This window comes from Arthrobacter sp. CJ23 (genome assembly GCF_024741795.1).
Classification (GTDB): domain Bacteria; phylum Actinomycetota; class Actinomycetes; order Actinomycetales; family Micrococcaceae; genus Arthrobacter.
In genome coordinates this window covers 3,793,101-3,818,233 of the sequence record NZ_CP102950.1, presented here as the reverse complement: position 1 = coordinate 3,818,233, position 25,133 = coordinate 3,793,101, and the positions used below count along the sequence as shown (strand labels likewise).

Below are 25,133 nucleotides of genomic sequence, written 5' to 3'. Positions count from 1 at the left end.
CCAGCATGAAGCTCATACCCACCGCACCCACGGCAAAAGGCCCTGCGGACAGGTTCACGGGGGACGTCTACCTCAACGTGCTTCACAGCGGAGAGGTTCCATCCAGGTTGGTGGCCGCGGTGGTCCGCTTCACCCCTGGGGCCCGCACAAACTGGCACTCCCACCCCCTCGGCCAGACCCTGCACTGCACGGACGGCATCGGGATCGTCGCCACCCGCGACGGCAGGGCCATCCTCATGCGTCCCGGGGACACGGTCCACACCCCGCCGGGCGAGGAGCACTGGCATGGTGCCACGCAGGACAACATGATGTGCCACCTGGCCATGGTCGAGCAGCACCACGGCGAGAGCGCCACCTGGCTGGAACCCGTCAATGACCGGGACTACGCGGCCGCCCACACTCAAACCCAGCGATAACGACACACCCCAGCAAAGGACATTCCATGAACAACGTGACCCTCAACAACGGCGTCCAGATGCCGATCCTGGGCTTTGGCGTCTTCCAGATCCCGGAGGAGGAAACCCAAGCCGCCGTCGAAGCCGCCCTCGCTGCCGGCTACCGGCACTTGGATACGGCGGCCTCCTATGGCAATGAGGCGGCCGTCGGCGCGGCGATCAAGGCGAGCGGAATCGCACGCGAGGACCTTTTCGTCACCACCAAGCTTTGGATCCAGCACGCGCCAACAGGCAGCGTTCAAGATGACACCAGGCGTGCCTTCGAAGACTCCCTCCGCAGGCTCGGACTGGACTACCTCGACCTCTACCTGATCCACCAGCCACTCGGGGACTACTACAGCGAGTGGCGCGCAATGCAGGACCTCAACAGGCACGGCTTGGCCCGTGCGATCGGCGTCTCGAACTTCCACCCCGACAGGCTTGTGGACCTCATCGACCACAACGAAATCGTCCCGGCCGTCAACCAAATCGAGACCCACCCCTTCCACCAGCGCGCCGCTGACCAGACCCTGATGCGCGAGCGCGGCGTGCAGATCGAGTCCTGGGGGCCGTTTGCCGAAGGCAAGAACAATCTGTTCAGGGATCCGGTCCTCAGCGCCATCGCCGAGGCACAGGGCAAGTCCGTTGCCCAAGTGGTCCTCCGTTGGCTCATCCAGCGCGACGTCGTGGTCATCCCCAAGTCCGTGCGTCCGGAGCGCATGGCCGAAAACCTCGATGTCTTCGGCTTCACCCTTAGCGATGAGCAGATGGGCCGGATCGCCGCCCTGGACACCGCTGCCAGCCTCTTCTTCGACCACCGCGACCCCGCGATGGTCAGCTGGCTGGGCGGACGCCGGATCGGCTCATGAGCACGAAGCAACGGACAGTCGGCCGGCGCTCCATCCTGCGTTCGGCTGTCACCGGCCTGGGCGCCGCCATGATCACCACCGCAACGTCAGGCTGCGCCCCGGGAGAACGGAACGCACCCATGCGCGCGGAAGAAGCAGCGGTGCCTTCCGCGCAAGGGACCGCCAGTCCCCGGGAAGGGCGGCAGGTCCTGCTCGCCTACTACTCCCGCGCCGGGGAGAACTACTTCAACGGCGGCCGCAAGCACCTGGACACTGGCAACACCGAGGTGCTTGCCGGCATGATCGGCCGAACCATCGGCTGCGATGTACACCGCATCGAAGCCGCCGACGCCTACCCCGAGGACTACGACGCCACCGTGGCACGCAACGTCCGCGAGCAGAATACGGACGCCCGCCCGGCCATGGTCACCTCCCTGCCCTCGATCGGGCAGTACGGCACCGTGCTGCTGGCCAGCGGCATCTGGAACGTCCGGGCACCCATGATCATGACAACATTCGCTGAAAGCTACGACTTCACCGGCAAAACCATTCGTCCCGTCACCACCCACGCCATGAGCGGCCTCGGCACCACCGAGCGGGACTACGCCCGCTCCTGCCCCGGGGCGGTTATCGGCGAGGGACTGGCCGTCCGCGGCGAGGAGGTCCAGGACGCCGGACCGGACATCGAATCCTGGCTACGCCGAACCGGCCTCGTCCGGAATTCCCCGTGATCACGCGCGCGGGCGTCGACGAAGCAGCTGCCATGGCCTAAGCACCGGCTTCACGCCTCCCTGCGGTGTTCCAGCCGGGATGACTCGCTGCCTGGCAAAGTGCATTGCAAAAGGGCGCGCCCGGCCAGACCGGACGCGCCCTTCGTGTGCATCGACCCACGAACTGGCTAGTAGCGCCTGATTCAGTCGACCAGCGCCGGGTCCTCGACGCGCTCCGAAGACTCAACGCGTACCGGAGGCCCGGTACGGTCCTGGGCCTTCACGGAGCGGTGGTGCAAGCAGTTAGCCAACGCCAGGACGGCCACGAGCCCGAAGGTGCTCAGGAGCTGGGGACGGGAGTCCTCGCCGATGAGGCCGACGACGAAGATCGCCGCGAGGATGAGCAGCCCAAGGCCCGTGAGCCAGGGGAAGCCCGCCATCCGCAGGGGAAGCACCGTTCCCTCGCGATCCGCGCGGACGCGCAGCGCGAGCTGGGCGAGGAGGGCGGAGGTCCACACCAACAGGGACGTCGAGCCCACAATGTTGAGCAGGACGGGAAGGACCTTGTCCGGGAAGGCTACCTCGAGAACGGCCGTGACGACGCCGAAGGAGACGCTGGCCAGCACGGCAACCACCGGAACCCGGCCCTTCGACAGGGAAGCAAGGACGCGCGGCGCTTCGCCACGCTCGGCGAGCGAGAACGCCATCCGGGAGGCGCCGTAGAGGTTGGCGTTGAGGGCGGAGAGCAGTGCCGCCACGGCCACCAGGGTGATGGCGGTGGCCGCCCCGGGCATGCCGGCAGCCTCCAACACGGCGGCAAACGGGCTCTTTAGCCCAGCCGAACCCACGGGAACCACCGCCGCGATAACGAAGATCGCACCAATGTAGAAGACCAGGATGCGCCACAGCACCGTCCGGACTGCTTTCCGCACGCTGCGGGCCGGCTCCTCGGTCTCAGCTGCCGCCACGGACACGATCTCGGTGCCGCCGAACGCGAACGCCACCACGAAGAGTGCCGTGGCGATCCCGGCGAGACCGTTGGGCGCGAATCCGCCTCCGGTGAAGTTGGCCAGGCCCGGCGACTGGACGCCCGGCAGCCAGCCAAAGAGCAGGGCAGCGCCGACCAAGAGGAACCCGACGATTGCTACCACCTTGAGCAGGGCGAACCAGAACTCGAACTCACCGAAGTTCTTCACACTGGTGAGGTTCACGGCTGTGAGTACCACGATGAACACGAAGGCCATCAGCCACACCGGCAGGGCGGGGAAGATGGTGGAAAGCAGGCCTGCCGCGCCGAGGGCTTCCGCTGCGATGACCACCACGAGCTGCAGCCACCAGAGCCAGCCCACGGTGGCGCCGGCCACCGGCCCGTAGGCCTTGGCGGTGTAGACGGAGAAGGCGCCGCTGTCCGGATTGGCGGCGGCCATCTCACCGAGGGCCCACATCACGAGGATGATGAGGGTGCCGGCGACGAGGTAGGAGATCAGCACGGCCGGGCCGGCGGCCTGGATGCCGGCGCCTGAGCCGATGAAGAGGCCCGCGCCGATGGCGCTTCCGAGCCCCATCATGGTGAGCTGGCGGGGTTTGAGTGCGGCGCCCAGTGCGCGGCCAGACGTCATTGTCTGTTGTTCCATGGGGGGAGTCCTCAGGTTGTAGGTGGAACGGATGGGGTAACAGGAAGGTCGGTTTTTCAGGCTGCGTGGGCTTCCAAAAGCCGGAGCACACGATCGTTGGAGGCGGGGTCAGCAACGGTGATCCGGATGCCGTCTCCTTGGTATGCGCGGACCAGGATGTCCGCGCGGTCAAACGCGTCGACAAGCCTTTCCCGGAGCTCGTCGTCCGCACGGATCCAGAGGAAGTTGCCCTGGCTCGGCTGCAGTTTCCAGCCCTGGGCTTCCAGCTGGGCGGCCATCCGTGCGCGCTCCTTCTTGACGACGGCTACACGCGCGTCCATCTCCGTCCCGGCGTCCAGCGAAGCGATCGCGGCCTTCTGGGCCAGCGCGGTCACGGAGAAGGGGATGGCGGTCCGTCGCAGTCCCTCAGCGATGTCCGGCGCCGCCACGGCGTATCCCACGCGCAGGCCGGCGAGCCCGTAGGCCTTGGAGAAGGTGCGCAGGATGCAGACGTTCGGGTACTGGCGGTAGAGGGCCAGGGAATCGGGGCCGCTGCCGGCTTCGGCGTATTCCACGTAGGCCTCGTCGATCACTACGAGGACGTCGGAGCGGACGGATTGCAGGAAGGCCTCGATGCGTTTGTGGCTGATCGGCACGCCGGTGGGATTGTTGGGGGTGCAGAGCAGGATGACCTTGGTCCGTTCGGTGACGGCGGCGGCCATGGCGTCAAGGTCGTGGCCCTCAGCGCTGTCCAGCGGGATGCGGACCGGCCGGGCGCCTGCCAGCTCAACCAGGATGGGGTAGGCCTCGAAGGAGCGCCACGCGAAGATCACCTCATCCCCTGGGTCGCAAAGGCCGGTGATGATCTGCTGGAGGACGCCGACGCTGCCGGGTCCCACGGCGATCTCTCCGGCCGTGACGCCGAGGTGGCGGGCGATCCGTTCGCGGAGTTCGACGGCGGCACTGTCAGGGTAGCGGTTCATCGCACCGGCCGCTGCGGCCACCGCGGCGGCGGCGGCGGGCAGTGGTTCGTAGTGGCTTTCGTTGCTGGCCAGGGCTGCAACGTCCATGCCGGCGCTGCGCCGGCCCGGGACGTAGGGCGGGAGGCCGGCCACAGCGCCACGAAGGGTGGGGAACGCGGTGTGCGGTGCGGTCAGGAGCTGATCATGGGTCATGAGGACCGATCATGATTGTGACCCCGCCCACATTGCAAGATAGGCTCAACCCATTGGGACTTCTGCTCAAAATCTACTGTATGTGGTGAAAATATGACCATCCCGAACCCCCGCAACTTCGATTCCCTGGACGCCAGGATCATCCTCGCCCTCGACAAGGACCCCGAGGCCAGCGCCCTGGCACTCTCGCGGACGCTCGGCGTCGCACGGAACACGGTCCATGCCCGGCTGTCACGCCTTGAACGCAGCGGCGCCCTCCGCTCCTTCAGCCGCAGGCTGGATCCCGCCGCGCTTGGATACGATCTGATGGCCTTCCTCTCGCTGGCGATCAGCCAGACCCGGGCGGGCTCGGTGGAAGACGGGCTCGCCGCGATTCCGGAGGTCATTGAGGTGCACGCCACCACCGGGGACGCGGACCTCATGGCCAGGGTGGTGGCACGCGGTACGGCCGATCTCTACCGCATCACCAACCAGATCCTGGAAATCGAGGGGATCCAGCGGACCAGCACGGCCATTTCCGTGCTGGAACTCATGCCGCCCCGCTACGACGGCCTCCTGAGCCGGCTGTCGGAGCAGGAAAGCCGCCCCTCGGACTGAGTCGAGTGACCCGCGCCATACTTGGGCATATTGTCACTATTTCCGTTAGCTACTGATAATTCTCCCTACTGATTATTGCTCTCTTGCCTATCTGTGAGCCAGTGCACAAGATTCCTGCATGACTTCACTTACCGTCTCCGGCCGCGTGGCGCAGGTTCTCAGCAGCTATCTCAGCGATGTCTTCGGCGTGATGGGCAACGGCAACGTCTACTTCCTGGACGCCGCGGAGAAGCTGGGCCTCCGCTTCTCCGCCGTCCGCCATGAAGGCGCCGCCATCGCCGCGGCCGACGCGTACTACCGGGCGTCGGGTCGTCTCGCCGCGGGCACCACCACCTACGGCCCCGGCTACACCAACGCGCTCACCGCCCTCGCCGAGGCGGTCCAGGCCCAGATCCCCGTGGTGCTGGTCACCGGGGACGCTCCCAGCACCGGCGCCCGGCCCCAGGACGTGGACCAGGCGGCCATCGCCGCGGGCCTCGGCGCGGCCACCTTCACCGTCACCCGCGACGCCGCGGGCGCCATCACCCAGCAGGCGGTGGAGTACGCACTCACCAGGCGCACCGCCGTCGTGATTGCCATTCCCTACGACCTCGCGGCACTCGAGGCTGCGGACGAGGAACTTCCCGCGCCGCACGCACCACAGGTGACGGACGACGTCGACGGCGGCCTCGGGCAGGCAGCCCGCCTGCTCGCCGGGGCGAAGCGGCCGCTGATCCTCGCCGGCCGCGGTGCGCATCTCGCCGGAGCCGGCCCAGAGCTCCGGGAGCTCGCCGACCGCCTGGGCGCCCTGACCGCCGGAACCGCCCTGGCGCTCAACCTCCTCCAGGGCGAGGGTTACCTCGGCGTCGCGGGCGGCTTCGGCACGGACACCGCGGCCGGGCTCATGGGCGAGGCCGATGTGGTGCTGGTGGCCGGGGCAAGCCTGAGCCAGTTCACCATGCGCTTCGGCCACCTGCTCGGCCCGGACAGCACCGTCATCCAGATCGACACCGCCCTGCAGCCGACGCACCCCCGGGTGGATGTGTTCGTCAGCGCGGACGTGAAGTCTGCTGCAGGACACGTCCTGCGGATGCTGGCTGGCCCGGCCTCGCCGAACGCCGGCCGCTCGGACGCCTGGCGCGCGGAAGCCCGCAGGCGCCTGGCCGAGGGACCGGCGCACCATCCAGGCTCAGCAGAGACGCCGGACGGCCGGCTGGACCCGCGCTCCCTTGCCACGGCACTGGATGCCGTGCTGCCGGAGCGCCGCACGGTGGTCCAGGACGGCGGGCACTTCGTCGGCTGGGCACCCATGTACTGGCGCATCCCGAGGCCGCAGGACCTGGTCATGGTGGGGACCGCCTTCCAGGCCATCGGGCTGGGCCTTGCCAGCGCGGTCGGGGCGGCCCGCGCAGTGGAGGACGGCCGCACCCTGGTGCTGGCCTCCGGCGACGGCGGTTTCCTGATGGGCCTGTCCGACCTCGAATCGCTCATTGGCGCGGCCAGCAGCGCCGTCGTGGTGATCTACAACGACGCCGCCTACGGCGCCGAAATCCACCAGTACGGGTCCCAGGGCCTGACCGAAAAGCCCATGCTGATCCCCGAGGTGGACTTCAGCGGCATCGCCCGCGCGCTCGGCGCCGAGTCCGCGATCATCCGTTCACTGTCGGACCTTTCCGCGCTCACGGACTGGATCGATGCTGGCGCCAAGGGAACCTTCGTGGCCGACTGCCGGATCACGTCGAGCGTCCGGGCCCCGTGGATGAGCGAGTGGATGCAGGCCTCGCAGGCTGCCAAGGCGATGGTGGGCTAACTAGCCGTGTTCGGTCTCGATGCTGCGGCAGGCCAGCTGCAGGGCAAGCCGCTGGTTCGGATCGTCCAGGTCCACGCCCAGCCGCTCGCGAAGGCGGTGCAGGCGGGCCGTCACCGTGTTGCGGTGGAGCCCCAGGACAAGGCTCGTGGTTGACACCGAGCCGCCCGCTTCCAGGTAGGCCTGCAGCGTGCGCAGGAGCTGGCCGCCGTCGATGCCTTGGAGCGGCGCCAAGGCGGTCTCGGCGAAGGCCCGGAGGATCTCGGAATCCTGCCATGCCGCCAGAAGCCTGGCCACGCCCAGCTCGTCGATGTGTTCTGCGGCCGGGCGGTAGTCATGCGTCCTGGCGAGCGTTGCCGCATCCCGTGCTTCCAGCAGGGTACTGGCCAGCCCGCCGGGGCCGTGATGAACCCGGCCCACTCCGGCCACCACCTCCCAGTGCCGGGGCAACTCGGCAAGCATCAGGCGGACTGACCGCAGGACACGGCGGCCGTCCGAGGACGGCGGTTCGGTGGCACTGCTGATCCAGACTGTCCACCCATCGCCGCGGTCCACCACAGGGCCGTCGAGCTTCTGCGCGGCCAGGGCGCTCCGCAGCTTGCTCAGCGCTGTCAGGGGGTCATCCCGGAGGGGGTCCGGTGTGCGCGCGGTCCGGATCAGGTGGATGCCCACGTGCCAGTCCTGGAGCCGCCAGCCGGCGGACAGCGCCCGTTCCACAACATCCTGGCTCACCACGTCCTGTCCGGCGATGAGGTCCGCGAGAAGGCGTCCATGGAACACCGAATCGCGTTCGGCTGCTGCGCGCTGGCTGGTGAGCCAGGCCCGGACAAAGGGCTCGGCGACGGCCAGGGCGCTGGCCGTGGCGGTGCGCTGCTGCTCATCGCTGCCTGCCGAGTGTGAGGCAAGCCAGGCCGCGGCATGGGTGGAGCCTGGTTCAGTCACGGGGTGGATCAGGAGCTGGCCGCCAGGTGACGGGTCGCTGTGCTGGGGCACGGTCAGGTCCAGCCTGAGCGTGGGCGGCAGGCTCACTGGCTCGCCATGGATGGCCGAGCCGTCCGAGGACAGCAACCAGACTGGCTGCGACAACGCCAGGCTTAATGCGGCGAGGATGTCCTCTGCGGCGGTCTTGGTGCTGAGGCGCCGGACAACGTCCTCGATAAGCCGGGCCCGCTGCACCTCCGGCGCGCGCACCCGGATGGTGAGCCGGTGGAGCAACTCGACCAGATCGGCCCCGACGACGGACAGCACCGGGATGCCGAACCGGTCGGCCAGCCGGATGGTGGACAGGAGCGGCGGCTGCTCGTCCGCGGTAATCAGCAGCGCCGCCACGCCGGCCGACTCTGCGCGCCGGACGAGGGCCTCCAGGCGGTACGCCGGGCTCACGGCCGCCGCGGCGCACACCACAAGGTGACCATCCGCCGTCGTCGGGAGTTCACCGCTGTACCAGCTCAGGTCCCGCACGGCCCGGTCCAGTCCGTCGGCACCGGCCACCACGGAGGCTCCGCCGAGCACGGTCTCGGTGAGAAGTTCGCGAACGCTGACCGGCGCGTATCCGGCGGTCACGGGGCCGCACCCGGCCGGCCGGAGTCGATGCCGAAGGCGGCCAGGCCAATGTGTCCTTCCGAGCCGGCCGGCCAGCCTTGAATCGGCCGGAGGCAGAGCAGCGCGATGGACTGCCCGGAGCGGAGCCTGTCCGGCGGAACGGGAACGAACGTCACCGGGTCCATGACCACCAGGACATCCGGTGCCGATGCGCGGGAGGCGCCGTCGATGGCAGCGTTCAAGTACTCGTCGAGCATGTCGACCCTGACGATGTGCCCGGCGGACCGGTCCATGACCGTGATGCTTCCTGGGGTGTCGCCCCGTCGCGGCCGGATCTCGTCCACCCTGCCCTCGCACAGCAGCTCGCCGCCCAGCCGGGCGGCCAGCTCTGAAACGCTGAGGCCGGCAGCCGCGGCCAGTGCCTGTCCCAGCGCCAGGCAGGCGGTGACGGAACCGGGGAGACCGTGGACGGCCAGAGTGTCGGCCCTGCACGGGTACAGCGCCACGGCTGCGGCGCCGCCGAGAGCGGCGACGTTGGCGCGCATCAGCCGGTCAGCCGAGTCGATCGAGGGTGATTCGATGATGACGGAGTCCCCGGCGGCTCCGACCACTGCCATGGGTGTGGCGGAGTGGCCTGCGGCCGCCAACGTTGTCTGGCTGATCCGGGGGAAGGCCCTCCCCATGAGGTCTCCATCCACCACGGGCAGCCCCAGAACCTGTGCCGCCACGAGCGGGATCAGGGCGTTCAGGCCGCCGATCTCGATGACACCGATAGCGCCGACGCGCTCGCGCAAGGCACCTGCCAGTGCCACGACGGCGTTGGCGAAGTCCTCTCCTCCTGGCGGCCGCTCCGCGACGACGTCGGGCGCGCCGGCCAGGCCAATGTGGACCACCAGGGTGTCCGCCGGCAGGTTCCTGGCCTGCACCAGGCGGGTGTGCGCTCCATCCTGGAGCAGATGGCGCAGCAGCCGGGCGCCGACGGCGACGTCTCCGCCGCCGCCGGAACCCAGCAACCCCGCGCCGGCAGCGAGCGCAGATACATCGTCCACGCCCAGCCGGCGCTCCCCTGGAGTTCCTGTGGTCACGGCTGCCGTTGCACGGACTGTGTGGTCATGGTGATCATTGTGGCACGGCACTTCAGCCGATCGGCACGTACTCGTGGTCGTAGCCGAAGTAGCCAGGGCCCACCAGTTCCAGCGCCGCCTCGGTGCGCCAGCGCGGGTCGCAGGGGGCCGCCAGGACGGTGACCCGCACCCCGTAGCGGAGCATCTCCGTGGTCACCGGCTCGCCGGAATCCGTGTCAAGGACGCAGATGAGGTCCGGCACGCTGGCGACCACTTCGCCGTCGCGCCGTGCCACGAGGTGCTCGTTCTGGAACGCAAGCTCGAAGCGTGAGCCCGTGTCCTCGCCGACACCGTCCAGGTGTGCCTCGCCGCGGGCGAAACCGGCGACGGTTTTGCGCTGGATGTCCACGATCTTGCCGGTGAACAGCTTGCGGCCCTTCAACAGTGCGGTGGCCGCCGCCACCGGGTCCCGGTGCTGCTCGCGGGCCTCGCGGATGCCCTGCCCCAGCTGCTCGCACAGCGTGATGGTGCCTGGGACCATGAGGTCCTTGATCTGCCGGCCGGTGAGGACGTACAGGCTGACGGCGGCCGTGCAGCCCATCTCCACGGTGATGGCGCGGGCCAGCCGTTCGGCCCACGCGTTGTCCACCGTCCGCATGGTGACGGCGTTGCCGCGTTCGTCGGCCATGGTCAGGGGGCTGGCCTGGATGCCGCTGAGCGTGGGCAGGACCATCTGCAGCTCGGGGAAGGCCCGGCCCATGGCGTCCGCGTCGACGAGCGGCAGGCCCAGTTCCGCCGCGGCGATGAACGGTGTCACGGAGTTCAGGCCGCCTGCCTCTATGGAGACAGTGTGCGTGATGCGCTTGCCGATCGCCTGCTCGACGGCGCGCAGGGCGTTGGTGGCCTCGTCACCCGCGGGCATCTTTTCCAGCATCACGGTGGGGGCGCCCATGAGGGCCACGGGGACCACCACGGCGTCGTCCGGCAGTTCGTCCACATCGAGAAGCGTTACCGGTCCATGCTGGCGCAGGGCCTGCTCGGCCAGGAGCCGTCCCACGTACGGGTCGCCGCCGCCGCCGGTTCCCAGGACCGCCGCCCCGCGGGCGATGTCCTGCATCTGGGTTTCGTCGATTTCACGCATTGTTGCCTCCTAGAGCCAGATTGCCGACTACCTTGACCCGGATGCGCGTTGCGTTGCCGGGCAGATATGCCAAGGGAACTTCTTCTATGTCCACGATCGAGACGGAATCGGGCCGTGCGCCGGCTGCGATGGCGCGGTCCGTCGCTTCCTGCCGCGCGGCGTCGAGCACCGAATCCCGGCTACCCGGATCCACGGAGAAGACCCTGTCCACCTCGCCGCCCACCTGGGCGATGGCCGCGCCGATGGCGTTGGCCACGGAGCCGTGCTCCGGCCGCAGCACCGCCGAGGCTCCGGCCAGGTTGTCCGGAACCAGGAACCCGCCGCCGCCCACCACCACTACCGGCACAGGTTCGGCCGAGGTCCTCATCCGGTCCACCGTTTCGGCTGTCCGCGCGGCGATGTGCTCCAGGGCCGCCTGCACCAGCGAAGGGTCCAAGCCAGCCACGCGTTCCTGGTCACCGAGCCGGACCAGTCCTGCGGCGGCGGCCACGTCGGTGGCTGTGAGCGTGTCCCCGCCGAAGAGCAAGGCACGTTCGGTCAGCGCATAGCCGACGCTGCCCGGCCCCACCTGGACCCCGCCGTCGAGCGCCGTGACGAGGCTGCCGCCGCCGATGCCAATGGAAAGCACGTCCGGCATGCGGAAGTTTGTCTGGACGCCGGCAACGGCGACGTCGGTGGAGGCCTCGCGGGGGAACCCGGACTGCAGGATCCCGACGTCGGTAGTGGTGCCGCCGACGTCGACGACGGCGCAGTTTTGCTCTCCGGAGAGGAAGGCCGCGCCGCGCATTGAGTTGGTGGGGCCCGAGGCGAACGTTGCCACGGGGTAGCGGCGGGCATAGTCGATGTCCATCAGGGTGCCGTCATTCTGGCTGAGGTACACCGGCGCGTTGATGCCGGCCTCGGTAACCGTGCGGCTCAGGCCTGACGTGACGTGGTCCGCGAGGTCGCGGAGCGCCGCATTGATGATGGTGGCGTTTTCCCGCCCAAGCAGGCCCATCCGCCCGATCTCGTGGGAAAGGCTGACGGAGAGTTCCGGATACTCGCTCTCCACGATCTGGGCGGCCCGCAGCTCGAACTCGGCGTTGATGGGTGAAAACACGGAGGACAGGGCAATGGAGCGGGCGCCGGCGTCGGCCACCTTGTCCAGGACGTCCCGGAACTCGCGCTCGTCGAAGGGGCTGATCTCACGGCCGTCGTACTCGTGGCCGCCGTGGCACAGGTAGCTGTGGCCGCCGAGGACATCCACCAAACGGGCGGGCCAGTCCACCAGCGGCGGCAGCGCGCGGGTGGCCGGAAGACCGAAGCGGATGGCCGCCGTCGGGGTCAGGTTCTTGCCCTCCACCAGGGCATTGATGAAGTGCGTGGTGCCGATCATGACCGCCGCCACGTCACCGGGCTCGAAGCTGGCTTCCTGCTTCAGCTGCCGCAGCGCACTGACGATGCCGCTGGTGACGTCCGGTGTGGTGTGGGTCTTTGTGGCGGCCAGCACGCTGGTGCCGTTCATGAGGACCGCGTCGGTGTTGGTGCCTCCGACGTCTATGCCGATGCGCATCATGGCTGTTTCTCCTTTGATTTCAGGTTCGGGGACGGCCGGTTCAGCCTCAGGGGACAGCCGGGGCCGGGACGGAAGCCGGCTCGTGGCCGGGGTAGGTCTTGGTGCTGCCCACGCCTCGGATGAGGCCAAGGCGTCCGGCGATGATGTAGAGGACGAAGGCGACCACGAGGGAGTTGATGGACGGCAGGCCCCAGGTCACGAAGTAGCCGACCACGGAGGAGACCACCCAGATCACGATCGTGGCCGGCACCCAGGAGGGCGCGTGCTCAGGCAGGCGGCCGAGCTTGCGGCTGGATTCCAGCTCGCCGCGCCACTTGCGGACCACGAAGTACTCGGCCACCATGACGCCCGCGATGGGCGGGAAGACGACGCCGAGCAGGATGAGGAAGTCCGTGAAACGGCCCAGGATGCCCGCCGCACCCAGCGCGGTGCCGATGAGGCCTACCGTCAAGGTGACGGCCCCGCGGTGCAGATTGCGCTTCAGTGTGCGGTCGGCGAAGTTGACGATGCCCAGCGACGCCGCGTAGAGGTTCCAGTCGTTGATCTTCAGCGTTGCGGTAATGACGATGAGGGTGCCGATGAATCCCGACGTCGAGGTGACAATGGCGACGACGTCGTTCGTCTTGAGTGCGAGCGCCAGGAGGACGCCGATCAGGCCGATGACATACTCACCCAGGGTGATTCCCAGGACCGTCTGCTTGACGACGTCCTTGGCCGAACGGTTGAAGCGGGACATGTCCGGGGTGATGACGGCGCCCACGATGAAGCCTCCGGCGACGATGGTGGTGCCCTGCACCAGTGTCAGAGCCGGGCCGGCGGGCGGCGCGGACATGAGATCGCCGATGCTGTGCCGGGACAGCTCGGCAATGATGGACCAGCCTGCCAGCAGGAGGAACGCGGGGACAGCGACATATGCGGTCCAGGCCATCGACGACATGCCGAACATGACGATCACGGTGACCAGGACGCCGAAGACTAGCGCCCAGGCCCACACGGGCAGGACCCCCACGAGGCTGGCCAGCCCCTGCGCCGAGACGGCGTTCTGGATGCCGAACCAGCCGATGGCGCTGAGGCTGATGGCTATGCCGATCAGGGAGGAGCCGGCGCCGCCGAAGCCGGTCCAGCGGGCGAGCACCGACGTCGAGAGCCCTTCGCGCTGCCCCGCAATTCCGGTGAAAATCGTGACGATCTCCAGGATCACGGAGCCGAGCGTAATGGCAAGGACGGCGCTCCAGAAGTCCATGCCGAAGCCGAGGATGGCGCCGAGCAGGAAGCTTGCCAGCGAGCTGAGCTGGCCGAAGCGTTGCGTGGCTACCGAGAACCAGTGGAACCGCGCAGATGCCGGTACCCGTTCAAGTGCGTAGTCATCATGGCCGACTGCTGTTGCCATCGGGACCTCCAAGGTTGTGAGGATTGGGGAGATCTCCAACGTAGGCCCGGATGTGGCAAGCATCACGGTGCGTGTTGCCCTGTTTCCTGCCGGTAACAGGGCAGCGCGCATAGCCGGGCACAGGCGATAGCCTGAGGGTGGCAGCCACGACACCCACCTGGAACGAGGACTTCCCATGATCACACGCACCGACGTCGAGCAAGCCGCTGCCCGGATCGCCGGGAGGATCCGCGTCACCCCGGTGCTGGAAGCGGACCGCGGCTCGTTCCCCGGCGAGGTGTGGCTCAAGTGCGAGTTCATGCAGCACACCGGCACGTTCAAGGCCCGGGGTGCGTTCAACCGGGTCCTGGCCTGCCGGGAGCGCGGCGAACTGAAGGACGACGTCGGCATCGTGGTGGCCTCCGGCGGCAACGCCGGCCTCGCCAACGCCTACGCCGCGGCCCACCTGGGCGTGCCCGCCACCGTGTTCGTGCCCGAGTCCGCCCCGGCCGTGAAGGTCAAGAAGCTCTGGGCCATCGGCGCCAACGTGGTCCAGCGCGGTGCCGAATACTCCGAGGCCTACGACGCCGCGATGGCCTACGCCGCCGAGAAAGGCGCCGTCTACTGCCACGCCTACGACCAGCCCGAGATCGCCGCCGGTGCCGGCACCATCGGGACCGAACTGCTGGAGCAGCTGGGCGAGGTGGACACCGTGGTGGTGGCCGTGGGCGGCGGCGGGCTCATGGCAGGGGTCGCGGCCGCCGTCGAGGGCCGGGCCACCGTGGTGGGCGTCGAATCCGAAACCACGCCCACGCTCCACGCGGCGCTCGCGGCCGGGGCCCCGGTGGATGTTGCCGTTTCCGGGATCGCCGCGGACTCCCTGGGGGCCCGGCAGGTCGGCCGGATCGGCTTCCAGGTGGCCGTCCGGACCGGCGTCCGCTCCGTGCTGGTTTCCGACGAGCAGATCGTTGCCGCCCGCTCCCTGCTGTGGGAGCAGTATCGCATCATCGTGGAGCACGGCGCGGCCACGGCCTTCGCCGCCCTGCACTCCGGCGCCTACGTTCCGGCGGAGGGGGAACGCGTGGCCGTGATCCTCTGCGGCGCGAACACGGACCCCGCGACGGTCTGACACTCTCCACGACTGCACCCGCCAGGGACAAGCGCACCCGGTTCACCACACCAGGTGCGTTTGTCCTTGACGTGTGCAGGTCCGTCGGGGCCCGCTACCCGAGCATTTCCAGGAGCAGCGCGCAGGCAGCGGGCACAGGCTGGATGATCTCGGCGCGGGAGTTCTCGGCCAGCCTGCGCGCCGTTGCGCTCAGCGGGCCTCCCGCGATGATGACCGCCTGTGCCCCGTCCGTCCCGGAGGATTCCCCGACGGCGGCGGACAGCTCCCGGTACTGCTGCTCGGGGTCGGCGGCGAGCACCAGCGGCTCCGAGGGAGTCAGCCGGACGCCGGTGAACCATTCAGACTTGCCGTGTGCTGCCACCAGCGCGGCCAAGGATCCGGCCAGCAGCGGGGTGCTCGTGGCCATGCCGAAGCTGCGGTTGTTGCGTGACGCCGCGTGGATCGAGCCCTGGCCGATGCCCACCACCGGAAGGGCCAGCTCCTCGCTGAGCTGCTCCCGGCCAGGATCCCCGATGGCGGCAACCATCACCGCCGCCACCGCACCGCCGCCGGGACCGGCCAGGTAGTCCAGCACCGCCGTCCTGACATGCGCGGCGGATTCCGCCAGCGAAGCGGGGTCGATGATCATCGCCGGCCCCGCCGCGGCGGTGATGCCCACGACGTCGAAGCCCCGCGGTCCGAGCTCCGCCGCGGCAAGGTCCGCCATCATCGCGGTGGTTTTCGCGTTCGTGTTGGGATTGACCAGCAGCACAGTGCGGCGGGCACCCGCGTTCTGGGCACCTGCGTCCACGCGGCCGGACGGATCAGTGCCCATAGATCGCGGCCTCCTCGTCGCCGGAACCGGCGTCCGCGTCTTCCTCAAGCGGCTTGCCGAAGGTCTCCGGCGGGAACTGCACCACGATGGCCAGGATGCAGAACAGGACGGCGAGTGTGGTGAACATGCCCGGCAGGCCGGAGGAATCGAACACGGCACCGGAGATCAGCGGGAACAGGCCGCCCGAGAGCGAGCCTGCGGCCAGGATGATCGAGGTGCCGAAGCCGCGGGTGCTGGTGGGGTAGAGCTCCGGCGCGAAGAGCCAGATGGTGGTGTTCAGGATGATGACCGAGAAGTTGAACAGCACGCCGAAGACGACAACCAGCACGATGTCGTTGGCCAGGAACGCCATGGACAGGCCCGCCACGCAGCCCAGGATGGCCGCCGCCGTCAGCACCTTCTTGCGCGGCAGGCGGCTGGCGAGGTATGCCGCCGTCGCGGCCCCCACGAGGGAGCCGGACTGCATGATGAGGGTGAACCACAGGCTCGTGTTCACGGCGTAGCCGCGCGAGACCAGGATGGTGGGCATCAGGGTGAGCATGGAGATCTGTGCGGCGTAGGACATGCAGACCGCGATGCACAGCAGCACCGTGCGCTTGAGCAGCTTGCCGCGGAGGGCGTCCTTCCAGTGCCCGGACGATGTCGCCGCCACCGGGTCAGGGACTGCGGTGATGAACTGTTCGGGGTCGGTGATGGGTCCGGACAGCTTGCCGCGGGCCAGGCGGGTGATCACCAGGTTGGCTTCGTCGATCCTGCCCTTGGAGGCCAGGAAGCGCGGCGTTTCCGGGACATACCGGCGGAAGAACATCACCAGCAGGGCCGGGATGAAGAGCAGCCCGAAGACCCAGCGCCACTTGTCCGGGCCGTCAAAGAGGGTGAAGACCAGGATGCCGAAGGCCGGGGCCAGCATGTTGCCCAGCCCTGCCGCCGTCACGTTGATGAGCCCCACGGCCGTGCCGCGGTGTTTGGCGGCAAAGAACTCCGCCATCATGATCACGGCCACCGCGATCTCGCCGCCCAGGCCGAAACCGACCACGAAGCGTCCCGCTGCGAGGATGGGGTAATTGGGCGCGACGGCACAGAGCAGGGAGCCGCCGGCGAAGATCATCAAGTTGATGACCAGCATCTGGCGGCGCCCGTACTTGTCCACGATGAGTCCCGTGGCGAGCCTGCCGAGGGCTGTCGCAGTGAAGGTCATGGTGTTGAGCAGGCCGATTTCCGTGGCGCCGAGCCCCCACGACTGGCGCAGGACGGGCCCGGTGATGCCCACGGCGTTCTGCTCAAGGGCGTCGAAGAAGACGCCCAGAAGAATCATGAAGACGATCTGCCGGTGGGCGCCGGTGACGCCGATCCGCTGGTACGCGCCTTCGATTTGTTTGGCCAGCGAGCCGGTCCGCGGTGATGCGGCGGACTCCCGGGCAAGTTCCTTGTCCACAGTGTGCTCCTTACTGAGCTCTGAAGGGGATCGTCCGTGCCTGTCGGACGCGTTCCATAATGCGGAATGGGATTATCACATTAGGGAATGTGATGGAGATTACACTTTGGGATCCCAAATGATCAAGACCTTGCCAGGAATCCGAATGTGACCGGAAGGCTTTCGCAACACGGCGCCCGACGGCGGCACGCTCGTGCCGCCGTCGGGCGCGCTGCGTGGGCTGGACCCTACTGATCGACCGTGGTGACGTCCCTGCCGTTGAGCGGCTGGACCGGGCGGCTGTTGCCCGCGTGGGCCGCGCGCAGTGCGGCGAGCTGCCCGGCTCCCAGTTCCACGGGGGTCTCGAGCAGCAGCCAGCGGACGCCTTCCGAGCAGGGTGGCGTGGTCAGGCTGCCGTCGTATGCGAAGTGGTCCAGCGACGCCGGGAACAATGCCGGGAAGTCCACGACGCCGGCCGCCACCTTCTGCCTGCCGGCTGCGGGCACCCTGTCAGTGAACGGCGCCCACGCCGCATTGTCAGCCCCCGCCTTGGCGAGGATCCCGACGACGGCCAGCCCGCCGTCGTCGGCCTGGTGGACGAAGTGGAACTCGGCCTCGTGCCGGACGCCATCCAGCGTGTGCTCGGAGGGGGCGTGGAAGTGCATCTGCTTGAACGCGTACTGCTTGCCGCCCACCGTGATGCCCTGGGCCGCGAGGGACCGCAGCTCGCTGGTGTGGCCGTTGTCGGTCATCTCGCACTCCGACGCCGAATAGCCCAGGGTGAGCGGTGCCGGGGACGGGCCCGAGCCGCCGCGGACGTCGATGGGGGACTGGGCGGTGCCGGAGGAGCAGGAGCCGAAATCGGAGTTCAAAGCGCCCCAGTGTTCGGGGCCCTCGGCGCCCTCGTAGGACCATGCGTGGGGAGCGCCGGAGGCTGCTCCGGAAGCGGTGCCGGAGACGGTGCCGGAGGCTGCCGGCGAGGCGGCGGCGGAACCGGCGGCGGACTTGCCGCAGCCGGTGACGAGTGCCAGCAACCCCAGGCCGGATCCGACTATCAAAGACTTCCTGGTCATTATTGTGGCGCTGCGCATTTTCCATCCTTGCTTCGTGTGGGGTCCGCGCCGGAGGGCCCGGACGGACCTTCGACGAGTACCACGGGCGCCGGGGGCGGGTCTTGTCACGAGCCCTGGGCACAGGATGTGACCCGGCGCCGGGCTCAGCTGAGCGCGGCCCTCACCACAAGCTCGAACGTCGGGCGTGGGTCCGTGCAGTCGTGCCGGGCTATGCGGTGCAGGAGGAGGCCTTCGTAGCTGGCCGCGATAGCTGAGGCGGCGGTCTGCGGATCTTGCGCGCCGAGCAGGGCAAGCACGGGAATGAATGCCGACTCCATGGCGACACGGCCGCGGGACACGGTCTCTCGGAGCGCCGGGTTGTGGCTGGCCTCCATGAAGAGGACCAGGCGGGCCGTCGTCAGCGTGCGGTGAGTCGTGGTCGCCGACTCAAGCAGTCGGCAGAGCATCTCAACGAGTTCTGAGGCCGAGGCCGGAGGACGGTCGGGGCCGATCTCCGACATTTCACGGTCCACGATCCGATCAACGGCACCGCTCAGGAGGGCTGCCCTCGTGCGGAAGTAGTTGGACGTTGAGCCCTTCGGAATGCCTGCCCTATCGTCCACCCGGGCGTGAGTGAGAGCGCGCAGGCCCGCTGTTCCGAGCAGCTCGATCGCAGCGTCGAGTGCACGGAGTTTGGTTGGCGTCATATGCCGACTATAAACCTAGTGGCCGGGTAGGCGGTTTTGGCTAATCCTCGGACGATCCCCGGAAGGCGACGCCGAGCATGGCCAGGGCGGCCGTGCGTACTGGCAGGTAGTTCTCCGCGGCGGCGATGTTGTTCATCAGTCGAGAACCTGCGACGATCCGCTGGGTGGGCCGACGGCGCTCGGCGTCATAGCGGCTCAGCGCTTCCTCGACGCCCCTGCCCGCAGTGAGCGCCTTGGCAAGCGCGAGGCCATCCACGAGTGCCTCGCAACCGCCGCGCCCCAGATTGGGAGCCATGGCATGCGCGGCGTCACCCACAAGGACGTATTTGCCGCTGACATAGCTGCGCAGCGGCGCCAAGTCTTCAAGGTGGCGCCTGTCGATCCCGTCTTCCGTGATGTGGTCGATGACCTCCAAGACGCCAGCGTGCCAGCCGCGGTACTTCTCTTTGAGTAATGCGAGGTTGCCGCCGCCATTGACCTCTGCCAACTCGCTCCGAAGGCCGGCGTACCAGTTTGTGCCGCCGCCGGCGTAACCCCCGAAACCGAAGAGCCTCCCCCGCCCCCAGGTCTCTGATTGGGAATTTGGCGTGAAATCGAGCGTGCCCCGCAAGGCGTACGTGCCGAGGTCGCGCAGCCGGGCCGCGGGAAAGACGGCCTTTCGAGCAGCGCTGTGGACGCCGTCGGCCACCACCACAACGTCGGCCGCCGGCAGTTCGTGCAACTCTGCCACGGCGGAATCAAAGACCACCGTTCCATTGGGCAAGCCGGCATAGAGGCCCGCGAGCAGATCCTTACGGCGGAGGCCGCGGAGGTTACCGGGTACGCGTGGGCGCGCCAAGACCCGTCCTTCCGGGTTCCGGATCTCGAAATGGCTAAAGGTGGTGATGGTCTCATTGAGGAATTCGGTGACCCCGAGTTCCTCAAGAGCCCTGTATGTGTCTGGCCAAATCCCCAGCGCAGTTCCTGCTGTGGAGAGTCCGCTGAGACGCTCATGAATGGCGACGTCCCAACCCTCAGCAACCAAAGCCCTGCCGGCAGCGAGTCCCGCGATGCCGGCGCCAATGATGACTGCTGAACCTTTCATGAACGAAGAATACTATAAACATAGTGAGCTGTCACTACTTTCATAGTAAGGAGGGGCGCGTCCACAGTGGGTGCAGATTCCCGATGAACTCTTGTGACAATTCCGTCATTTTTGCCGAAATGCTGGATATGCTCTCTCCATGGCTGCCAGGCATTGGGGAACTGCAGCTTCTTCCCTCGCCTGCCGGCGCAATTCTCGGTTAGTTCTCCTCGGAATTCACTCGAAAGGCGCACCATGGCAAACAGCAAACCCCAGACCGCAGCACGGACAGCGGAGCTTGAGGCCGGCCCCTCGCTGGTTTCGCGCCTCGGGGCGGAAGCAATCGGCACGTTCATCCTGGTCTTCGGCGGCGTAGGCACGGCCCTGTTTGCCGCCAAATTCCCCGAAGCCTCCAACACCCTGGGGGTCGGTTTCCTGGGCGTGGCGCTCGCCTTCGGCCTCACGGTGGTGGCCGGAGCCTACGCGTTCGGCCACATCTCCGGCGGACACTTCAACCCGGCCGTCACCATCGGCGTGGCACTGGCCGGCCGGTTCCCCAGCAAGGACATCCCCGGCTACATCGTGGCCCAGATTGTGGGCGGCGCCCTGGCCACCAGCCTGCTCGTGGCCATCGCCGCCGGCGGCAAGGACGGCTTCTTCGATGCAGCCCGTGCGGGCGGCTTCGCCTCCAACGGCTTCGGCGAGCACTCGCCGGGCGGCTTCGGCCTGGTGTCCGCGCTGGTGATCGAAGCCGTCCTCACCGCCGTGTTCCTGCTGGTCATCCTGGGCGTCACGGACAAGCGCGCGACGCCGGGCTTCGCGGCCCTCGCGATCGGCCTCACCCTGACGCTCATCCACCTCATCAGCATCCCCGTCACCAACACCTCGGTGAACCCGGCCCGCTCCATCGCCACGGCGCTCTATGCCGAGGGCTGGGCATTCGGGCAGCTGTGGGTGTTCATCGTGGCACCCATCGCGGGTGCGGCCCTGGCGGCCGTGCTCTACAAGACGGTCTTCGGCAGCAAGCAGGCCTGAGGGGCGTCACGCCCCACACAGCCAGGCACGCTGCAAGCGCGCCAAGACCCGAAGGGCGGTGGCACCGGAATCCGGTGCCACCGTCCTTCATTTTGGGGCGGGCCTGCCGCATGGGACAAGGAGCGCGCCCTGGCTGGCGCCGATACTGCTTTATTCCTCCTTTCGGCTTCGCGTTGACTACAACGCAAGTCAGTGGCCGGACCCGGCGAAGAAGCCGGAACACGTCCCCCACAAGTGTTAGGAGCAGCTCCGTGTCACCACAGATCTCCCGCAGAACGGTCCTCAAGGGGGCGGGCGCGCTCTCCCTCGCCGCCGCAGTCAGCTCGATGTTCGCGCAGAGCGCCTGGGCCACAGATCAGCCGGGTGCCGCGGATTTCGCCACCCTGCGGGCCCGCTGGGTGGACCAGATCACGGGCCGCACCGTGATCCAGGCCGGAGACGCGGACTTTGCCAAGGCCATCGCCGGGCTGAACAGCGGCGCCGCGGCATCGCTGGCCAAGCTCAACAGGGCACCAGGCCGCACCTCGGTCTTCACCGACCTTTCATTCGCCAAGGACGCCGAGATGGTCAGCACCTACACGCGGCTCTCGCAGCTCGCCACGGCCTGGGCCACGCCCACCTCCGCGGTCTTTGGCGACGCGGCCGTCCTGGCGGACATCAAGGCAGGCCTGGCCGACGCGAACGCCCTGTGCTACAACGCCGGCAAGGACGAGGTGGGCAACTGGTGGTCCTGGGAAATCGGCGTTCCCCGGGCCCTGGCGGATGCCATGGTGCTCCTTCACGATGAGCTGTCCGCCGCGGAACGGGACGCGTACTGCGCGGCTATCGACCACTTTGTGCCCGATCCCTGGCTGCAGTTCCCGCCGAAGCGCGGCAAGATCACGTCCGTGGGAGCCAATCGGGTGGACCTGTGCCAAGGCATCATCATCCGCTCGCTGGCCGGAGAGGACGCCACCAAGCTCCAGCATGCCATCGCCGGGCTGAGCCAGGTGTGGCAGTACGTCACCAAGGGTGACGGCATCTTCCACGACGGCTCCTTCATCCAGCACAGCACCACCCCCTACACCGGCTCCTACGGGATCGTCCTGCTCAACGGCCTGTCCAAGCTCTTCGCCCTGCTGGGCGGCACGGCCTCCGAGGTTTCGGACCCGTCCCGCAGCATCTTCTTCGACGCCGTGGAGGGCTCGTTCGCACCGCTCATCGTCAACGGGGCCATGGTGGATTCCGTGCGCGGGCGCAGCATCAGCCGGGAGGCCAACACCGGCTACGCCCTCGCCGCCACCGGCATCGAGGCCATCCTGCTCCTGGCCCGGGCCATGGATCCGGCCACGGCCACCCGCTGGCGCGGCCTCTGCGCGGGCTGGATCACGCGCAACAGCTACCGCCCCATCCTTGTAGGGGCCAGCGTGCCCCGGACGGCCCTGGTCAAGGAACTCCTGGCCACCGGCATCGCCCCCGTGGCGGAGGCCCCGGGCCACCGGCTGTTCCCCGCCATGGACCGCACCATGCACCGCGGCCCGGGCTGGGCCATGTCCACGTCCTTGGCCAGCAACCGCATTGCCTGGTACGAATGCGGCAACGGCGAGAACAACCGCGGGTATCACACGGGCTCTGGCATGACCTACTTCTACACCGCTGACCTGGGCCAATACGATGACGCGTACTGGGCAACCGCCAACTACAGCCGCCTGCCCGGCATCACCGTGGACACCACGCCCCTGCCGGACAAGGTGGAGGGCGAATGGGGCGCCGCCGTCCCGGCGAACGAATGGACCGGCTCCACCGCCCTGGGTGAGGTGGCCGCCGTCGGGCAGCACCTGCTGGGACCGGGCGGCACGGGACTGACCGCCCGCAAGTCCTGGTTCGTCAGCGGGGACGTGGCCGTGTGCCTCGGCGCGGACATCAGCACCCGGAGCGGCGCACGCGTGGAAAGCGTCATCGACCACCGGAACCTCCACCAGGGAAACAACGCGCTCACGACGGCGGCCGGCACCATCGCCGGAACCGCCGGCAGCGCTGAGCTGCTGAGCGAGGAGCGGTGGGTGCACCTGGAAGGATTCGGCGGTTATGCCGTGCTGGACTCCGCCCCGCTGACCGTGCTGCGGGAGTCCCGCTCCGGCAGCTGGTCCGGCGTCAACATCAACGGCAGCACCACGGTGCAGCAGCGCAACTTCGCCACCCTCTACATCGACCACGGGGCCGGCACCACCGCCGGCAGCTACGCCTACCTGGTGGCCCCCGGCGCAACGCCCAAGGCCATCCAAGAGCTCGCCAAAGGCAACAGCCACACGGTCCTCCGCAACGATGCCACGGCGCAGTGCGTGGAGTTCAAGGCCGGGAAAACCACGGCCGCGACGTTCTGGAAGCCCGGAACCGCAGGGGATCTGGGGTCGACGGGCCCGGCCTGCGTGGTGTTTTCCCGGCACGGCGATGTGCTCACGCTGGCCGTCAGCGAGCCTACACAGAAGGCCGCCAGCCTCACCCTGACCCTGCCGCCGGGCGAGTGGGCCACCGTGCTGGAGGGCTCCGGAGGGACGCTGGGCACCGATGCCACCGGCCGGGCGACGCTGACGCTCGCCACCGCCGGGCTGGGCGGCCAGACGCAGGCGTTCAAGCTCCTGGCGCTGTAGGCCGTCCGGAACCGCTGCGTTGCGAGGCCCGCTCTACGTCCCCAAATAGCTCGAACAGACGTAGAACGGGCCTCGCAACGGGCAGCCTCAGTGCTTTGCCAGCAGTTTTGCCCCGCAGGAATCCCGCACCACGATCCGGGGCCGGAGGCGCACCTGGTACAGCGGACAGGCATCCCCTTCGTTGAGCCGGCGCAGCAGCACTTCCGCGGCCATGACGCCGAGCCTGTGCTTGGCCGGAGACACCGCCGTCAAGGGGACCTGTGCCAGGTCGGCCATCTCGTCGTCGTAGGACACCAGCGCCAGGTCCTGCGGGATCCGGACGCCGCGGCGCATGGCCACGGCCTCCAGCAGCGCCGCCTCGCGGTCGCCAAAGACCAGTGCAGCCGTGGCCCCGCAGCCGGCCAGCTGGGCGAACATGTGCTCGGCCTGGTCCGCCTCCCACTCCGGCTTGGTGGCGCTGAAGGCCATGGTTTGCCCGCCGTCCCCGGTCCTGTCGCCGTGCCCATCTCCGGCCAGGCCGAGGGCCTTCATGGCGCTGGTGTAGCCGGCAATGACCGCCGCCTGGGTGGGGTTGCTGCTGCGGGCGGCCTCGTTGGCGCGCGTCAGCAGCCCGATCCTGCGGTGGCCCAGGCGGTGGAGGTGCATCACGGCGTCGTAGGCTCCGCCTTGGTGGTCCGAACACACGTGTTCCGTCCGGTCCCCGGGGCCCAGATCATCCAGGCTCCGCTCCAGCAGGACCACCGGCACCGGCAGGGCCATCAGCTCGGCAACCCGGCTCTGGGGGTCCTCAATCCCGGTCAGCGTCGGCACCAGGATGAGGCCGTCCACCTCGGCATCGAGGAGGAACTGGATGCTGGCGTTCTCCCGGGTGAAATCGTAGTGGTAGGTGGAAAGCTGCAGGCTGGCACCGTGCGCCGAGAGGTGTTCCTCGATGCCCTGGAGCACGCTGGGGTAGTACAGCTGCGTATCCGGCAGCAGCACGCCGATGGTGTGCCGGGTCCGCTTCTGCAGCCGCTGCGGGGCCGCCACAAAGCTGCCGGCTCCCTGCCTGCGGACCACCAGGCCCTTGCGGACGAGGTCCTCGAAAGCCCGGCGGACGGTGGTCAGGGACAAGCCCGTTTCGTCCGAGAGCTGCTGCTCCGTGGGCAGCTTGGTGCCCACGGCCCACGTGCCGGCCAGGATGCCACGGCGGATATCGTCGCTGAGGTTCTGGAATTTCAGGTTCTGCTTGGCCGCGTCGCGGATGTCCGGGCGGCCCCGTCTCTTGTCACCCTGCACTTCGGCGGCCACGGCCCTTCCTTTCCTCAGCTGGTCCTTCCATCATGGGCCACCAGGAAGATAGTTTTCAGGGTGTAATCGGCAGGGATTCCTTCCGGGGGACGGTCTTCCGCCTTGGGAATCGCCAATGCTCCTTGAATCCTCCGGTCCGTGCCGCCTAGTAATGGTCGGAAGGTG

At 68.3% G+C, this 25,133-nt stretch carries 21 protein-coding genes; 8 read left to right on the top strand and 13 right to left on the bottom strand.

The genetic code is table 11. The features are described 5' to 3' along the window. Positions 1-5 precede the first annotated feature (5 nt). Genes NVV90_RS17175 through NVV90_RS17165 form a run of 3 tightly spaced genes read left to right on the top strand, consistent with a single transcriptional unit; the run spans position 6 to position 2,013 of the window. Complete coding sequence (locus NVV90_RS17175) at positions 6-416, top strand: cupin domain-containing protein (protein WP_258438453.1); 411 nt, start codon at positions 6-8, stop codon at positions 414-416. Positions 417-442: 26 nt separating this feature from the next. Beyond that, a complete protein-coding gene (locus NVV90_RS17170) occupies positions 443-1,303 on the top strand; it encodes an aldo/keto reductase (RefSeq protein ID WP_258438452.1) in 861 nt (286 codons plus the stop codon). Next, a complete protein-coding gene (locus NVV90_RS17165; RefSeq protein ID WP_258438451.1) occupies positions 1,300-2,013 on the top strand; it encodes a flavodoxin in 714 nt (237 codons plus the stop codon). The genes NVV90_RS17170 and NVV90_RS17165 overlap by 4 nt, the downstream gene beginning before the upstream one ends. A 182-nt stretch (positions 2,014-2,195) precedes the next feature. On the opposite strand, the gene NVV90_RS17160 is transcribed toward NVV90_RS17165, so the two are convergent. After that, positions 2,196-3,626: an amino acid permease gene (locus NVV90_RS17160; RefSeq protein WP_258438450.1), complete on the bottom strand. Its 1,431-nt coding sequence runs from the start codon at positions 3,624-3,626 to the stop codon at positions 2,196-2,198. 56 nt (positions 3,627-3,682) lie between these two features. Continuing rightward, a complete protein-coding gene (hisC, locus tag NVV90_RS17155) occupies positions 3,683-4,780 on the bottom strand; it encodes a histidinol-phosphate transaminase (RefSeq protein WP_258438449.1) in 1,098 nt (365 codons plus the stop codon). 93 nt (positions 4,781-4,873) lie between these two features. On the opposite strand from hisC, the gene NVV90_RS17150 reads away from it, so the two are divergent. Together NVV90_RS17150 and NVV90_RS17145 are read left to right on the top strand one after the other, a co-directional pair. Further along, complete coding sequence (locus NVV90_RS17150) at positions 4,874-5,377, top strand: Lrp/AsnC family transcriptional regulator (protein ID WP_258438448.1); 504 nt, start codon at positions 4,874-4,876, stop codon at positions 5,375-5,377. A gap of 118 nt (positions 5,378-5,495) precedes the next feature. Beyond that, positions 5,496-7,166, top strand: coding sequence for a thiamine pyrophosphate-binding protein (locus tag NVV90_RS17145; RefSeq protein ID WP_258438447.1), 1,671 nt, complete (start codon positions 5,496-5,498; stop codon positions 7,164-7,166). Here NVV90_RS17145 and NVV90_RS17140 read toward each other — a convergent pair whose 3' ends face one another. The 5 genes from NVV90_RS17140 to NVV90_RS17120 are packed head-to-tail and all read right to left on the bottom strand — an operon-like array spanning position 7,167 to position 13,855. Then, positions 7,167-8,726 (bottom strand): PucR family transcriptional regulator, encoded by a 1,560-nt coding sequence (locus tag NVV90_RS17140; protein ID WP_258438446.1) that lies wholly within the window; start codon positions 8,724-8,726, stop codon positions 7,167-7,169. Beyond that, positions 8,723-9,790, bottom strand: coding sequence for a DUF917 domain-containing protein (locus tag NVV90_RS17135; protein WP_258438445.1), 1,068 nt, complete (start codon positions 9,788-9,790; stop codon positions 8,723-8,725). The genes NVV90_RS17140 and NVV90_RS17135 overlap by 4 nt, the downstream gene beginning before the upstream one ends. Positions 9,791-9,842: 52 nt before the next feature. Next, on the bottom strand, positions 9,843-10,910 hold the full coding sequence (locus tag NVV90_RS17130) for a DUF917 domain-containing protein (protein WP_258438444.1): 1,068 nt from the start codon (positions 10,908-10,910) through the stop codon (positions 9,843-9,845). Further along, positions 10,903-12,462 carry a hydantoinase/oxoprolinase family protein gene (locus NVV90_RS17125; protein ID WP_258441221.1) on the bottom strand — a complete coding sequence of 520 codons (1,560 nt, stop codon included), beginning with the start codon at positions 12,460-12,462 and terminating at the stop codon, positions 10,903-10,905. The genes NVV90_RS17130 and NVV90_RS17125 overlap by 8 nt, the downstream gene beginning before the upstream one ends. 49 nt (positions 12,463-12,511) lie before the next feature. Next, positions 12,512-13,855, bottom strand: coding sequence for a cytosine permease (locus NVV90_RS17120; protein ID WP_258438443.1), 1,344 nt, complete (start codon positions 13,853-13,855; stop codon positions 12,512-12,514). 175 nt (positions 13,856-14,030) lie between these two features. Here NVV90_RS17120 and NVV90_RS17115 point away from each other — a divergent pair, with 175 nt between their 5' ends. Next, on the top strand, positions 14,031-14,963 hold the full coding sequence (locus NVV90_RS17115; protein WP_258438442.1) for a threonine/serine dehydratase: 933 nt from the start codon (positions 14,031-14,033) through the stop codon (positions 14,961-14,963). Between the two features lie 94 nt (positions 14,964-15,057). On the opposite strand, the gene NVV90_RS17110 is transcribed toward NVV90_RS17115, so the two are convergent. The 5 genes from NVV90_RS17110 to NVV90_RS17090 all read right to left on the bottom strand — a co-directional run bounded on the left by NVV90_RS17110 (position 15,058) and on the right by NVV90_RS17090 (position 20,034). Next, positions 15,058-15,777: an aspartate/glutamate racemase family protein gene (locus tag NVV90_RS17110; RefSeq protein ID WP_258438441.1), complete on the bottom strand. Its 720-nt coding sequence runs from the start codon at positions 15,775-15,777 to the stop codon at positions 15,058-15,060. Continuing rightward, positions 15,767-17,212: an MFS transporter gene (locus tag NVV90_RS17105; protein ID WP_258438440.1), complete on the bottom strand. Its 1,446-nt coding sequence runs from the start codon at positions 17,210-17,212 to the stop codon at positions 15,767-15,769. Before NVV90_RS17105 ends, NVV90_RS17110 begins: the two co-directional genes overlap by 11 nt. Before the next feature lie 227 nt (positions 17,213-17,439). After that, entirely contained in the window at positions 17,440-18,282 is an 843-nt protein-coding gene (locus tag NVV90_RS17100; RefSeq protein ID WP_258438439.1) for a carbonic anhydrase, read from the bottom strand. A gap of 125 nt (positions 18,283-18,407) precedes the next feature. Continuing rightward, entirely contained in the window at positions 18,408-18,950 is a 543-nt protein-coding gene (locus NVV90_RS17095) for a TetR/AcrR family transcriptional regulator (protein ID WP_258438438.1), read from the bottom strand. Between the two features lie 40 nt (positions 18,951-18,990). Next, positions 18,991-20,034, bottom strand: a complete 1,044-nt coding sequence (locus NVV90_RS17090; RefSeq protein ID WP_258438437.1) for an FAD-dependent monooxygenase — start codon at positions 20,032-20,034, stop codon at positions 18,991-18,993. 234 nt (positions 20,035-20,268) lie between these two features. Between NVV90_RS17090 and aqpZ the strand changes: the two genes are divergently transcribed. Together aqpZ and NVV90_RS17080 are read left to right on the top strand one after the other, a co-directional pair. After that, entirely contained in the window at positions 20,269-21,048 is a 780-nt protein-coding gene (gene aqpZ / locus NVV90_RS17085) for an aquaporin Z (protein ID WP_258438436.1), read from the top strand. Positions 21,049-21,299: 251 nt separating this feature from the next. Next, the gene (locus tag NVV90_RS17080; RefSeq protein WP_258438435.1) at positions 21,300-23,678 is read left to right on the top strand and encodes a polysaccharide lyase 8 family protein; all 2,379 of its coding nucleotides are present in this window, start codon (positions 21,300-21,302) and stop codon (positions 23,676-23,678) included. An 87-nt stretch (positions 23,679-23,765) separates the two neighbouring features. Here NVV90_RS17080 and NVV90_RS17075 read toward each other — a convergent pair whose 3' ends face one another. Continuing rightward, positions 23,766-24,968 (bottom strand): substrate-binding domain-containing protein, encoded by a 1,203-nt coding sequence (locus NVV90_RS17075; protein WP_258438434.1) that lies wholly within the window; start codon positions 24,966-24,968, stop codon positions 23,766-23,768. Between the last annotated feature and the right edge of the window lie 165 nt (positions 24,969-25,133).